At 68.0% G+C, this 12,913-nt stretch carries 13 protein-coding genes and 1 pseudogene; 10 read left to right on the top strand and 4 right to left on the bottom strand.

Annotated elements, in window-relative coordinates; genetic code table 11:
• Positions 1 to 5: 5 nt before the first annotated feature.
• Entirely contained in the window at positions 6 to 341 is a 336-nt protein-coding gene (locus HBE64_RS10980; RefSeq protein ID WP_167101532.1) for a DUF1844 domain-containing protein, read from the bottom strand.
• A 287-nt stretch (positions 342 to 628) separates the two neighbouring features.
• Between HBE64_RS10980 and infC the strand changes: the two genes are divergently transcribed.
• The 8 genes and pseudogenes from infC to HBE64_RS10940 form a co-directional block, all read left to right on the top strand.
• On the top strand, positions 629 to 1,228 hold the full coding sequence (infC, locus tag HBE64_RS10975) for a translation initiation factor IF-3 (RefSeq protein ID WP_167109057.1): 600 nt from the start codon (positions 629 to 631) through the stop codon (positions 1,226 to 1,228).
• Positions 1,229 to 1,250: 22 nt separating this feature from the next.
• Positions 1,251 to 1,445: a 50S ribosomal protein L35 gene (gene rpmI, locus HBE64_RS10970; protein WP_167101529.1), complete on the top strand. Its 195-nt coding sequence runs from the start codon at positions 1,251 to 1,253 to the stop codon at positions 1,443 to 1,445.
• Positions 1,446 to 1,489: 44 nt separating this feature from the next.
• Complete coding sequence (gene rplT / locus HBE64_RS10965; protein ID WP_011780528.1) at positions 1,490 to 1,879, top strand: 50S ribosomal protein L20; 390 nt, start codon at positions 1,490 to 1,492, stop codon at positions 1,877 to 1,879.
• The gene (locus HBE64_RS10960; protein WP_167101527.1) at positions 1,848 to 2,675 is read left to right on the top strand and encodes an RNA methyltransferase; all 828 of its coding nucleotides are present in this window, start codon (positions 1,848 to 1,850) and stop codon (positions 2,673 to 2,675) included. The genes rplT and HBE64_RS10960 overlap by 32 nt, the downstream gene beginning before the upstream one ends.
• A 118-nt stretch (positions 2,676 to 2,793) precedes the next feature.
• The gene (locus tag HBE64_RS10955; protein ID WP_167101525.1) at positions 2,794 to 5,064 is read left to right on the top strand and encodes a xanthine dehydrogenase family protein molybdopterin-binding subunit; all 2,271 of its coding nucleotides are present in this window, start codon (positions 2,794 to 2,796) and stop codon (positions 5,062 to 5,064) included.
• Positions 5,064 to 5,606 carry a (2Fe-2S)-binding protein gene (locus HBE64_RS10950; protein WP_167101523.1) on the top strand — a complete coding sequence of 181 codons (543 nt, stop codon included), beginning with the start codon at positions 5,064 to 5,066 and terminating at the stop codon, positions 5,604 to 5,606. The genes HBE64_RS10955 and HBE64_RS10950 overlap by 1 nt, the downstream gene beginning before the upstream one ends.
• Positions 5,603 to 6,589: a xanthine dehydrogenase family protein subunit M gene (locus tag HBE64_RS10945; RefSeq protein WP_167101521.1), complete on the top strand. Its 987-nt coding sequence runs from the start codon at positions 5,603 to 5,605 to the stop codon at positions 6,587 to 6,589. The genes HBE64_RS10950 and HBE64_RS10945 overlap by 4 nt, the downstream gene beginning before the upstream one ends.
• 90 nt (positions 6,590 to 6,679) lie before the next feature.
• Positions 6,680 to 7,010: pseudogene (locus tag HBE64_RS10940) on the top strand (hypothetical protein); the annotation flags it as partial.
• 162 nt (positions 7,011 to 7,172) lie between these two features.
• Here the strand turns inward: HBE64_RS10940 and HBE64_RS10935 are convergent.
• Together HBE64_RS10935 and HBE64_RS10930 are read right to left on the bottom strand one after the other, a co-directional pair.
• Positions 7,173 to 8,411: an acyl-CoA dehydrogenase family protein gene (locus HBE64_RS10935; RefSeq protein WP_167101517.1), complete on the bottom strand. Its 1,239-nt coding sequence runs from the start codon at positions 8,409 to 8,411 to the stop codon at positions 7,173 to 7,175.
• A 13-nt stretch (positions 8,412 to 8,424) separates the two neighbouring features.
• Positions 8,425 to 9,453 carry an oxygenase MpaB family protein gene (locus HBE64_RS10930; RefSeq protein WP_167101515.1) on the bottom strand — a complete coding sequence of 343 codons (1,029 nt, stop codon included), beginning with the start codon at positions 9,451 to 9,453 and terminating at the stop codon, positions 8,425 to 8,427.
• A 134-nt stretch (positions 9,454 to 9,587) separates the two neighbouring features.
• Between HBE64_RS10930 and HBE64_RS10925 the strand changes: the two genes are divergently transcribed.
• Positions 9,588 to 10,487 (top strand): adenylate/guanylate cyclase domain-containing protein, encoded by a 900-nt coding sequence (locus tag HBE64_RS10925; protein ID WP_167101514.1) that lies wholly within the window; start codon positions 9,588 to 9,590, stop codon positions 10,485 to 10,487.
• A 9-nt stretch (positions 10,488 to 10,496) separates the two neighbouring features.
• Complete coding sequence (locus HBE64_RS10920) at positions 10,497 to 11,309, top strand: rhomboid-like protein (protein WP_243841635.1); 813 nt, start codon at positions 10,497 to 10,499, stop codon at positions 11,307 to 11,309.
• Here the strand turns inward: HBE64_RS10920 and HBE64_RS10915 are convergent.
• Positions 11,241 to 12,821 (bottom strand): FMN-binding glutamate synthase family protein, encoded by a 1,581-nt coding sequence (locus tag HBE64_RS10915; RefSeq protein ID WP_167101512.1) that lies wholly within the window; start codon positions 12,819 to 12,821, stop codon positions 11,241 to 11,243. The genes HBE64_RS10920 and HBE64_RS10915 overlap by 69 nt on opposite strands.
• Positions 12,822 to 12,913 lie beyond the last annotated feature (92 nt).

Here is a 12,913-nt window from a genome sequence, read left to right as displayed (position 1 = left end):
CACCGCTACCACACCGGGCCGGTGTACTTCTCGCCCGGACCGCTGCCCGGTTCCTCGGGTGCGGCGCTGGCTTCCCGGAATGCGAGCTGCAACGTCTTCAGGCCGTCGCGCACCGGACCCGCATGCGGGCCCAGGTACTCCGCCGAGGCGGTGACCAGACCCGCAAGGGCGGTGATGAGCCGGCGCGCTTCGTCGAGGTCGCGATGGTCGCTGGCATCCGGGTCGGCGTCGGCCAGACCGAGTTTCTCGGCGGCGGCGCTCATCAGCATCACCGCGGCCCGGGTGATGACCTCGACGGCCGGGATATCGGCCAGATCGCGGATGCTAGGGGAATCCGTCATGCCTGTTAGACTGGCATGCACGACCGTCCCGGCGTACGCCAGGGACAGCAAGTGGAGTCCCACTCCCACCGCCGGCCGCGGACATGTCCGAAGGCCACGCGGTCCGGTCGCAGATACCGAAAGGGTATCTGTTCTGCGGTTTCGCAGACGGCTTCAGGCCGTGATCGGTCGGCATTGGGCCCTGCTATATGCAGGGCCTTCTCGCTGGTGGCGTGGTTTCTCCGCCGCTGATCTCGCTGTGTCACGTCGCGGGCGGTCAGCCCAGAAACGCTAACCAGGGAGGCCCCATCAGCACTGAGACACGCGTCAACGAGCGCATCCGCGTACCCGAAGTCCGCTTGATCGGACCGGGCGGCGAGCAGGTAGGCATCGTGCGCATCGAAGACGCCCTCCGCGTCGCCGCGGATGCCGATCTCGACCTTGTGGAAGTGGCCCCTGATGCCAGACCTCCGGTCTGCAAGATCATGGACTACGGCAAGTACAAGTACGAGACGGCACTCAAGGAGCGCGAGTCTCGCAAGAACCAGCAGCAGACCGTCGTCAAGGAGCAGAAGCTTCGCCCCAAGATCGACCCGCACGATTACGCGACCAAGCGGGGTCACGTCATCCGCTTCCTGGAAGCCGGGTCCAAGGTCAAGGTGACGATCATGTTCCGCGGTCGCGAACAGTCCCGGCCCGAACTCGGGTACCGGCTCCTGCAGCGGCTGGCCGCAGACGTAGCCGACCACGGCTTCGTCGAGACATCGGCCAAGCAGGACGGTCGCAACATGACGATGGTGCTGGCACCGCATCGCGGCGCGAAGACTCGTGCCAAGGCGGCGCAACAGACGATCGGAGCGCCGGCGGCAGAGCCCGCCCCAGAGCCCGACGCTCCCACCGAAAACTGACAACGACCAGAACTGAGGACACATGCCTAAGGCCAAGACTCACAGCGGGGCCAGCAAGCGCTTCCGCAAGACCGGCACCGGCAAGATCGTGCGGCAGAAGGCGAACCGTCGCCACCTGCTCGAGCACAAGCCGAGCAAGCGGACCCGCCGCCTCGACGGACGCACCGTCGTGGCGCCTAACGACACCAAGCGTGTCAACGCGATGCTGAACGGCTGAGCGCCGTAACCCCCTTTTGACCGAACGAGAATAGGAACACCCCCATGGCACGCGTGAAGCGCGCACTCAACGCCCAGAAGAAGCGGCGCACAGTACTGAAGGCGTCGAAGGGCTACCGCGGGCAGCGTTCGCGGCTCTACCGCAAGGCCAAAGAGCAGCAGCTGCATTCGTTGACCTACGCCTACCGGGACCGTCGTGCCCGCAAGGGCGAGTTCCGCAAGTTGTGGATCTCCCGGATCAACGCGGCCGCCCGCGCCAACGACATCACCTACAACCGGCTGATCCAGGGCCTCAAGGCCGCCGGTGTCGAGGTCGACCGCAAGAACCTCGCCGAGATCGCCGTCAGCGATCCGGCCGCGTTCACCGCTCTGGTTGAGGTCGCCAAGGCCGCCCTGCCGGAGGATGTCAACGCTCCTTCCGGCGAAGCCGCCTGACATACCCCTGTCAGAGGTACTGACTGAACGATCCGCCCGGGTGGCGGCTGCAGCAAAACTGCAGCGCCACACCGGGCGTCGTCGTGCTGGGCAGTTTCTGGCCGAAGGACCCAATCTGGTCGAGGCCGCGGCGCGCAGTGGCCTGGTGATCGAGGTGTTCGCCACCGAGGCCGCTGCGCAGCGCCACGCCGGACTGCTGACCGGCCTGCCGGCCCACCAGGTGACCGAACGCGCTGCCAAAGCGCTCTCCGAGACGGTGACCCCGTCGGGCCTGGTCGCCGTGTGCCGGACCCCGCACGCCGTACTGGATGACGTGCTGGCGTCGCAGCCGCGGCTTGTCGCGGTCGCCGTCGAACTGTCGGAGCCGGGCAATGCCGGCACGTTGATCCGGCTTGCCGACGCGATGGGTGCCGCGGCGGTGATCTTCGCCGGGCACAGTGTCGATCCCTACAACGGCAAATGCCTGCGCTCCTCGGCGGGCAGCATCTTCAACGTGCCGGTCCTGGTCGAGCCGGACACCCCCGAGGTCCTGGGCCGGCTGCGTGTCGCCGGGCTGCGGACCCTGGCGACGACGTTGGACGGCGAGGTCAGCCTCGACGATGCCGAAGCGGACTTAGGTGCGCCGACCGCCTGGCTGTTCGGTCCCGAATCCCAGGGACTGTCCGCGGAGATCGCTTCCCTGGCCGACGTCCGTGTCACCATCCCGATGACCGGCGGCGCCGAGAGCCTCAATGTTGCTGCCGCCGCGGCGATTTGCCTGTATCAGAGCGCCCGCGCGCAGCGTGCGCAGGGCTGAGGGCGCACAGTCCCACACTCGCACCGACCGGTACAGCGGTAGCCTGTGAGCGATGATCCGAGACCCGGCTGGGCGCCACGCTGGACCACCCGCCGCAGTATGGGAGAGCATTCACCCGATGACGCCCGCTACCGCTCAGACCGGTCTACCCGTGACCCGGGTCGAGGGCCGCGATAAGGTGACCGGCCGGGCCCGCTACACCGCGGACACGGCGGTCGAGAACCTCACGTACGCGGCCATCGTGCAGTCCCAGGTCGCCCACGGCACGGTCACCGAGGAATCGCTGCGCGAGAGCACCGCGCGCGCCTACGCGGCGCCAGGTGTGCTTCACGTTCTCACCCCACTGAATTGCCCTGTGCTGCACCGCCTGCCGGCGGACATGACATTCGATCTGCCGATGGAGCGCCGACCGCCGCTAGCCGACCTCACCGTCCAGCACGTCGGCCAGCACATAGCAGTGATCGTCGCCGACACCCCGGAGAACGCAACCCACGCCGCGTCGCTGTTCGACCTGCGCTACGACAGCCGGCCGGCGCAGCTGCATGTCGCGGACGTCGTGGCCGGTTCGGTGCCGCCCGACGAGACGAACGGCGAGATCCGTTACGGCAGCTATCTTCCCGATCACTTCGTCAAACTCGAGGAAGAGAAACTCCAGGACCGCCGCGGCCCAGTGGACGAGCCAGACCTTCCGGTGCGCCTGCAGGCGCGATACACGACGCCGCTCAACGCGCACTATCCGATCGAGCTGTCGGCCACCATCGCCGAGTGGGACGACGATCGGCTCACGATCCACGACGCGACCCGCTGGATCACCGGGGAGCGGGCCGCGCTGGCCGCCTACCTCGGGCTGCCCGAAGCGAACGTTCGGGTGATCTCGCCGCTGGTCGGCGGCGCGTTCGGGTCCAAGAGCTTCCTGTGGATGCATGTGGTCCTGTGCGCCGTCGCGGCCCGCGAGCTCGGCAGGCCCGTCAAGCTCGTGCTGACCCGCAACCACATGTTCTCCTCGACAGGGCACCGGCCGCGGACCTATCAGGACGTGACGCTGGTCGCCGATGACACCGGCGCGCTGGCCAGCATCGAACACCACACCCTGACCGAGACGTCGACCGTCGCGCACTTCTGCGAACCGGTCGGTCTCTCCAGCCGGTTCCTTTACCAGTCGCCCCGCATGGTCGTGTCGCATCGGGTCGCCCGGATCAACACGCCGACACCGTGTTTCATGCGTGGCCCGGGTGAAGCGCCGGGGCTGTTCGCGCTGGAGTCGGCCATCGACGAGCTGGCCGCCGACCTGGGGGTGGACCCGCTGGAGCTGCGCATCCGAAACCACGCCGACGTCGACCAGGCCAGCGGCAAGCCGTGGTCGGGTAAGCACCTGCTGGATTGCTACGAACTCGGGGCGCAGCGCTTCGGCTGGGACAAGCGGCCGCTGCCGCCGCGATCGTTGACCAGTGGTGGGGTGCAGCTCGGCTGGGGGATGGCCACCGCCACGTACCCGGGCAGGCGTATGCCTGCCTCGTGCAGCGTGATCACCGGGGCCGACGGTGCGGTGCGGTTCGCGTCGGCCACACATGAGATCGGCACCGGCGTCCGCACGACGATGAGCCAGGTGGCCGCCGACGCCAGCGGGCTGCTGCCGGGGCAGCTGACATTCGAATCCGGTGATTCGGCGTTCCCGGACGCGCCGTACAGCGGTGCCTCTCAGACCACCGCGACGGTGGGCTCGGCGGTGTACGCCGCGGGGTCGCAGTGGGCCGCCCGGCTGATCGAGCTGGTCCGCACCGACCCGGCATCCCTGTTCCACGGGCGGTCCCGTGACGACATCGCGGTCACCGGCGGCCGGATCGTCTCCGGAGGCATCCGCGCCGGCGTGGCGGAGGCGATCGCCGCAGGCGGGCAGCGCTACCTCGACGAGCTGAGCTTCACCGCGTCCGTCGACGCCGGCGAGCAACGCGATAGCGTGTCACAGTCGTTCGGCGCGCACTTCTGCGAAGTGGAGGTCGACGAGGCGATCGGCCGCGCCACGGTGACCCGCTGGGTTGCGGTGATGGACTGCGGGCGTGTGCTCAACCCCGCGCTGGCGCGCAATCAGGTGATGGGCGGCATCACCTTCGGTGTCGGCATGGCGTTACTCGAGCAGGTGCCCTACGACAGCCGCACCGCGCAACTGATCGGCGAGTACTACGTGCCCACCCACGCCGACCGGCCCGACTTCGACATCACGTTCGTCGACGAGCCGGACTACGCGCTGGACCCGATCGGTGTGCGCGGGATCGGCGAGATCGGCGCCTGCGGCGTGCCGGCGGCCGTCGCCAACGCGATCTACCATGCCACCGGCCGGCGGCTGCGGGACCTGCCGATCACCGTCGAGCAGCTGATGGGGGAGGACTGATGGACACCGGCGACAGTCGCGATATCACGTTGCACGTCAACGAGATTCCGTTTCAGGTGACCGTTGATGTGCGGGCCACCCTGTTGGACCTGCTGCGTGAGCGCCTCGGATTGACCGGCACCAAGAAGGGCTGCGACCACGGCTTGTGCGGGGCGTGCACCGTCGCCCTCGACGGGGAGCGGATCGTCAGCTGCCTGGCGCTGGCGGTCTCAGTCGACGGGGCCTCAGTGACGACGATCGAGGGCCTCGGTACCGGTGACGACCTGACGCCGGTCCAGCAGGCGTTCCTCGACCACGACGCCTTCCAGTGCGGGTACTGCACGCCGGGCCAGATCTCGTCGGCGCACGCGATGCTGCACGAGCACGCCCGCGGGGACCTTTCCGCGGCGTCCTTCGACGGCGACCGAAGCGCCGCTCTCGACGGGTGCCCGGCACTCACCGAGGACGAGATCCGGGAACGCATGGCAGGCAACATCTGTCGTTGCGGTGCGTACTCGAACATCGTCGATGCCATCGCCGCGGTGGCGGAGGGTTCGGCGTGAAGACATTTGCGTTCGGGCACGCCACGTCGGTGGACGACGCGATCCGTTCAGTTCAGGACAGCGGCGGCGTCTACCTGGCCGGCGGTACCAACCTGGTGGACCTGATGAAAAACGGTGTGCTGCAACCGCCGGCACTCGTCGACATCCGGCGGCTGGGGCTGACGTCGGTGACCACCACAGCGTCCGGTGGGGTGCTGATCGGCTCGGGCGTCACCAACAGCGCACTGGCCAACCACCCGCTGATCCGCAGCCGGTATCCGATGCTGTCGCAGGCCATCCTCAGCGGCGCGACCACCCAGCTGCGGAACATGGCTACCGTCGGGGGCAACCTGGTGCAGCGCACCCGCTGCCCGTACTTCATGCAGACCGAGTTCGGTCAGTGCAACAAACGCCTGCCCGGTTCGGGATGCGCGGCCCGCGACGGATTCAACCGGGAGCATGCGATCTTCGGCGCCAGCCAGAAGTGCGTGGCGACCAATCCGTCGGATATGGCCGTTGCCCTGGCGGCACTCGATGCGAGCGTCCACCTGCACGGGCCGTCGGGTACTCGAGAGGTTCGGTTGGCTGACTTCTTCGTCTTGCCCGGTGATACCCCGGATGTCGAAAACTGCTTGTTGTCAGCCGAATTGATCGTCGCCGTCGAGCTGCCGCCGTCGCAGTACGCACCGCACTCGTGGTATGTGAAGCTGCGCGACCGGCACAGCTACGCGTTCGCGCTGGTGTCGGCGGCTGTGGGCCTGGCGCTGGCCGACGGGGTGATCTCGTCGGCCTCTATCGCATTAGGCGGGGTGGCGGCCACGCCGTGGCGGGTGCCTGCCGCGGAGTCGGTGTTGGTCGGCGCGCGGCCCGACGAGGCGGTGTTGGAGGCGGCGGCGCGGCAGGCTCTGATGGGTGCAGAGCCATTGAGCCAGAACGGGTTCAAGGTTGCATTGGGGCGCAGCGCAGTGGTGCGTGCGCTGACCCGCGCACTGTCTGCCGACTAGGACGGCGGGGCTGCTCCCGGAGGTGCGGGAGTCGGGGACCACCATGATTTTTGCCCACCTCTGAGCGACAACTGAGATTGTGTCGGTGCAGTGTGGGACGTTGGCGGCATGAGTAACGCGATGGTTCTGCGGGGGACCGAACTCCGCTACGCGCTAACGATGTACGTCCAAGTCCACGGGCCGGCCACCATCCCGACCCTGCTCGACGTGCTCGACCATTGGGGCTTCGCTATCGAAGGGCGCCCAAGCAAAGTCGTCTCCGACGCGCTGCGCTGGGAGGTGCGTTACGGCCGCGTCCGGCGGCTCGGACGAGGCCGCTACGGTCCGGGACCGATTCCCCGCTCCACCGCGCACCGAATCGATCAGCGGGTGCTCGCGCTTCGTGCCGAGGCTCGGCGGTTGTCGCTCGGAGGCGGGCAAGAATCACCATGGTGGTGATCCCGCGCGGTGCGCGCGGGGGCTGGGGCAGTGCGGTGGTGTGGCGCTGGGGCAGTGCGGCGGCGCGGCAATGCGGCAGTAGGGCCGTTGTCGCTCGGAGGTGGGCAAAAATCGCACCACATCCGAACCGGCCCCGGCGCCACCGCTAACCGCTGAGTAACCCCTTCGCGACATGGGTGATCTGCACCTCGTTGCTGCCGGCATAGATCATCAGCGACTTCGCGTCGCGGGCCAGCTGCTCCACGCGGTATTCCGTCATGTAGCCGTTGCCGCCGAACAGCTGCACGGCGTCCATCGCCACGTCGGTGGCCGCCTGCGAGCAGTAGTACTTCATCGCCGAGGCCTCCGCCAACGAGATCGGGGTGCCGGTCTGCCCGCACTCGATCACCCGGAACAGCATGTTGCGGACGTTCATCCGGGCCACTTCCATGTTGGCCAGCTTCAGCTGGATCAGCTGGAACTGACCGATCTCCTTGCCCCACAGCGTCCGTGTCTTGGCGTAGTCCACGCACAACCGCAGGCATTCCTCGATCGCTCCGAGCGCCATCGCGACCACGCCGATCCGTTCGGCCGCGAAGTTGGACCGCGCGCTGGCGCGGCCGTCCCCGGAGGAGTTGTCCTCGGTCTCGCCCAGTAGCCGGTCACGCCCGAGCCGCACATTGTCGAAGAACAGCTCGCCGGTGCGAGAGCTGTGAATCCCCATCTTGCGGAACGGCTTTGCCTGAACAAAGCCTTCCATTCCACGGTCGAGCACGAACGTCAGCACCTTGCGGTCGCGCTTGTCCACGCTCGGGTCACCCTCGTCGAGCTTGGCGTACACCACCACGACGTCGGCATCCGGCCCGTTGGTGATGAAGGTTTTCTGCCCGTTGAGGATGTAGTCGTCGCCGTCGCGCACCACATAGGACTTCATGCCGCCGAAGGCATCCGAACCCGAATCCGGTTCGGTGATCGCCCACGCCCCGATCTTGTCGTAGGTGACCAGGTCCGGCAGCCACCGCTCCTGCTGGGCCAGCGTGCCGCGGCCCTGAATGGTCGGCACCGTCAGGCCTAGGCTCACACCCATCCCGGTGACCAGACCCATGCTCACCCGGCACAATTCGGCGAGCAGGACGAAACCCATACCGCCCGAGCCGCCCTCGCCGAACATGCCGCCGCCGCCACCGGACTTCGACGGCTCGCCGGCACGCAGCCGGTCCAGCCGCTTGTTCAGCGACTCGCGTGCCATCTCGTCGATACCGAAGGTGGCGAACAACTTTCGGACGATGGGGTAGGGCTCCATGTCGCCGCTCTCCAGCTCGTCGACGTGCGGGCGCACTTCTTTGTCGACGAACTCGCGGACGGCATCACGCACGGCAAGGTCGACGTCGGACCATTCGATCAAGGCAATCTCCGGTTCAGGCGGCTGCGGAACGTCCTCGGGCGGGCCGCAGTCCGGCGAGTGAGAACGTGGTGTGGACCAAGGACCCGGCGCGTGCGACGAGGCTCTTGTGTCTGGGGACATAGTGCATGGGCATACCGCGCCGATCTTTCGGGGGTGCCACGAAACCGGGCGCCTCCACGAGCGGGCCGTCTGCGGGAAGCCGCCCGGCGGCCCGCCGATAGGCCGACAGGGCCCGCGGATGTAGTCGGATCTCGTCGGGAACACCCCAGAATGCGACTTCGACCGCCTTGCCCAACAGGCGCAGTAGGACCTCGTCGCCGGGTGTCCAGCGCATACCCGCCTTCTCCCGCACCACCGGGTCGAACAGTCCTGCCGCGATCCAGCGCTGCCCGGCCACCATCGGCTTGACCAACTGGTCCCACACCGGTGTGGGCATCAGCACGAACTTCGGCTTGGGAATCCGGATATCAAAGATGTCCAGGGTGGCCCGGTTGATCTCCAGATCCTCGCGGCACACCCGGTCCCAGTACTCGCAGAACTCCTCCCAGGTGTCCGGGACGGGCCGCATGCTCATCCCGTACATCCGGTACCACTGCACGTGCTCGTCGAACAGCTGACGCTTCTCAGCCTCGGTGAGGCCACCGCAGAAGTACTCGGCGACCTTGAGGATGAGCATGAAGAAGGTGGCGTGCGCCCAGTAGAAGGTCTCGGGATCCAGTGCGTGGTAGCGCCGGCCCGCGGTGTCCACGCCCTTGATGGAGGCGTGGAATCCCTTGATCTGGTCACCGGTGTCCCGGGCGCGCGCGCCGTCGTAGACGACTCCCATGATCGGGTAGACCGACCGCGCGACCCGCTGCAGCGGTTCACGTAGCAGGATCGAATGCTCCTCGACGCCCGCGCCCAGCGGCGGGTACATGTTCTGCAGCGATCCGATCCACACCCCGAGCATCCCGGTACGCAGATCGCCGAAGTACTTCCACGTCAGTGAGTCCGGTCCGAGCGGGGTGGGCTCGGCCGCCTTCTGGGTCTTCGTTGACCTCATCGTCCGACGGTAGGTCTGACAACGTCGGTTGTCTACGGCGGCGACGAAGCTGTGACCAGTCGTTTGACGAAGTGAGACGTTGGCCCCGTCACACACGTTGGCCGGGCTGAAAGCCGTTCCCTACCCTTGAGCGTGTGGACGTCGAGCCGTTCGACGATCAACCAGTTCCCTCTGTTGACGTCGATCAACTTCCGCGGCCCGGACGAGGTCCCGCCGCGTGGTTGCACAACACCAACCACAACCCTGACGTCATCGCCCTGATCCGACGTGCTCGCCGGGCGCTGCCCGGGGATCCCGACTTCGGCGATCCGCTTTCGGCAGCGGGAGACGGCGGCGCCAGGGCCGCCGCGCGGGCGGCCGACCGGCTGCTGCGCTACCGGGATGCGGCCACCCGGGAGGTGAGTTTGGCCACACTTCAGGTCTGGCAGGCGCTGTCCGAGCGGGTCTCGGGGCGTCCGGCCAATGCCGAGGTGACGCTGGTGTTCACCGATCTCGTCGGCTTCTCCGATTGGTCGCTGCAGGCCGGTGACGACGCCACGCTTCGGCTGCTGCGCCGGGTGGCCCAGGTCGCCGAGCCACCGCTGCTCGACGCCGGCGGGCACATCGTCAAGCGCATGGGTGACGGCATGATGGCGGTCTTCCCGGAGCCGGCCACCGCGGTGCGGGCGACGATCGCGGCCCGCGAGGCGGTCAGGAATGTCGAGGTCGACGGCTATACACCGCGGATGCGCGCCGGGATCCACACCGGCCGGCCCCAGCGCATCGGGTCGGACTGGCTGGGCGTCGACGTCAACATCGCGGCCAGGGTGATGGAACGCGCCACGCGAGGCGGACTTATTGTCTCCGAAACGACCCTGGGGCTGATCGACCAGGACGACCTCGACGCACTCGGGGTGACCGTCAAGCGGGTACGGCGCCAGGTCTTCGGGTCACGTGCCCATGGGGTGCCCCCCGATCTGGCGATGTACCGGCTGCGCACCCGCAAAGACGTCCCGCCTGAGGAGGAAGCGGACGACCCCGACTCGCAGGCATAGTGGATGTCGATGTTCGTCGCAGTCTTCGCGCGCCTGGCCCGCGTCCGGGTGACCCTCGGTTACACCACCGCCCTGGTTGCGGTGGCGACGGCGCTGCTCCTCCTGGGCCCCCACGTCCGCGACCAGGTGATTCGGCACGCCAGTACCAATCTGCACAACCTGGGCGACGGACGCTTCGGAACCCTGATCGGCAGCGCGTTCGTCACCGACACCGGACCCATCTACGTGTGGCTGCCCGGCCTGGTTGCGCTGCTGGCGCTGGCCGAGCTGCTGTGGCGCAGTCGTCGGCTCCTGGTCGCGTTCGCCGTCGGCCACATCGGGGCCACCCTGCTGGTCGCCGCCGGCCTGGCTGCCGCGATCGGGGTCGGCACCCTGTCGATGTCGATGGTCGACGTCACCGACGTGGGGATGAGCTACGGCGCCATCGGTGTCCTCGGTGCGCTGACCGCGGCGATACCGCGGCGCTGGCGGGCGGCCTGGACCGGCTGGTGGCTGGCGGTGGCGGTCGGCTCGGCCGCAGTGTCCGGCGGTGATTTCACCAACGTCGGGCATGCGATCGCCCTGGTTCTCGGGATGGTGGTGGGCACCCGATTCGGGCATCCCGCGCACTGGACCACTGCGCGCTACGGGTTGCTCGCCGTCGCGGTCGCCTTCGGCTACATGATCCTGGCCTACACCCCGCTGTCGATCGTCACGTCCGCGGCGCTCGGCACCGTCGGCGGCTTGTTGGCCTACTGGGTCGACCGGCGCCGCCTAGCGAAACTCCTCGGCGCTGGCTTCGATCCAGTCCGACAGCCACGACTCGGGTGCGTCCTCGAGTAGCTCATCGGGCATCAGCCAGTCGTAGATCTCCGCATAGGTGCGGGTGCGTTGTCCTTCGATGCGGCGGTTGAGCATCGACGGCTCCAACTGATCGAACCCGTCGAGCCCCATCGAGGCGACGATCTGGGCCGCACTGGCCACGGTCGCACGCTGGAAGTTGGCCACCCGGTCGATCTTGTCCGGCACGTACAGTGCGCGCGCCAACCCCTGGTCCTGGGTGGCCACCCCGGTGGGGCAGCGGTTGGTGTTGCACTTCATCGCCTGGATGCAGCCCAGCGCGAACATCATGGCGCGCGCCGACAGCGTGAAGTCCGCGCCCTGACACAGCCGGCTCACGATGTCGACACCGCTGGCCACCTTGCCCGAGGCGCCGACCTTGATGTGCGGGCGCAGCCCGGTTCCCACCAAGGCGTTGTGCACCAGCATCAGCCCCTCGGTCAGCGGCATGCCGACGTGGTCCTCGAACTCCTGCGGTGCGGCACCGGTGCCGCCCTCGGCGCCGTCGACGATGATGAAGTCGGGGGTGATGCCGGTCTTCACCATCGCCTTGCAGATCGACAGGAATTCGGTGCGCGCACCGATGCACAGTTTGAACCCGACCGGCTTACCGCCGGACAGGCTGCGCAGGGTCGCGATGAAGTGCACCAACTCCACCGGCGTGTGGAACGCGGTGTGCGCGGGCGGCGAGACGACGGTCTGCCCGATCGGCACCCCGCGGGTCCCGGCGATCTCCGCGGTCACCTTGGCGCCGGGCAGCACGCCGCCCAGGCCGGGTTTGGCGCCTTGGGACAGCTTGATCGAGATGGCCTTGACCGACGGCAGCGCGGCCTTCTCGGCGAACAGCGCCGCATCGAAGTGCCCGTCGGCGTCGCGGCAGCCGAAGTAACCCGAGCCGATCTCCCAGATCAGGTCGCCGCCGTGCTTGAGGTGATACGGGCTGATCGCGCCCTCGCCGGTGTCATGGGCGAAGCCGCCGCGGGCCGCACCGCCGTTGAGCGCCTCGATGGCGTTGCCGGACAGCGCCCCGAAGCTCATCGCCGAGACGTTGAGCAGCGCGATGTCGTAGGGCTGGGTGCAGTCGGCGCCGCCGAGGCGCACCCGCGGGGTCAGGTCGGTGGCCAACCGGGCGCGCAACGAATGACGCAAGAACTCATAGCCCAGCCCGTAGACGTTGCGTTCGGTGCCGAACGGCTCGTCGCTCTTGATCCCCTTTGCCCGCTCGTAGACCATGTCGCGGGTCTCCCGGTCGAACGGGCTGGCCTCGGTGTTGGACTCGACGAAGTACTGGCGGATCTCCGGACGCAACAACTCGGCCAGGAATCGGGCATGGCCGAGGATGGGGAAGGCCCGCAGGATCGTGTGCTTGGTCTGCAGTACGTCCCAGGTGCCCAACGCGGCCAGCGCCGCGATGATCGCGGCCGGGATCCACCAGGCCCCGTGCACCACCACCGCCAGGACCCCGAGGGCGAGGGCCACTGCCCATACTCCGGCCACGATCAGCAGCCTCGTCATGGGACCTCCCCGACGGTGTATCGGCCCGGGACGCTGCCGGGGCCGGGCGAAATGCCTGCGAGGCGTCATTGTGGCATCACCTATGATCGGCA

This window comes from Mycobacterium sp. DL592 (assembly GCF_011694515.1).
Lineage (GTDB): Bacteria > Actinomycetota > Actinomycetes > Mycobacteriales > Mycobacteriaceae > Mycobacterium.
Note: the sequence above shows the minus strand (reverse complement) of the source record. Positions and strands in the feature narration are given on the sequence as shown.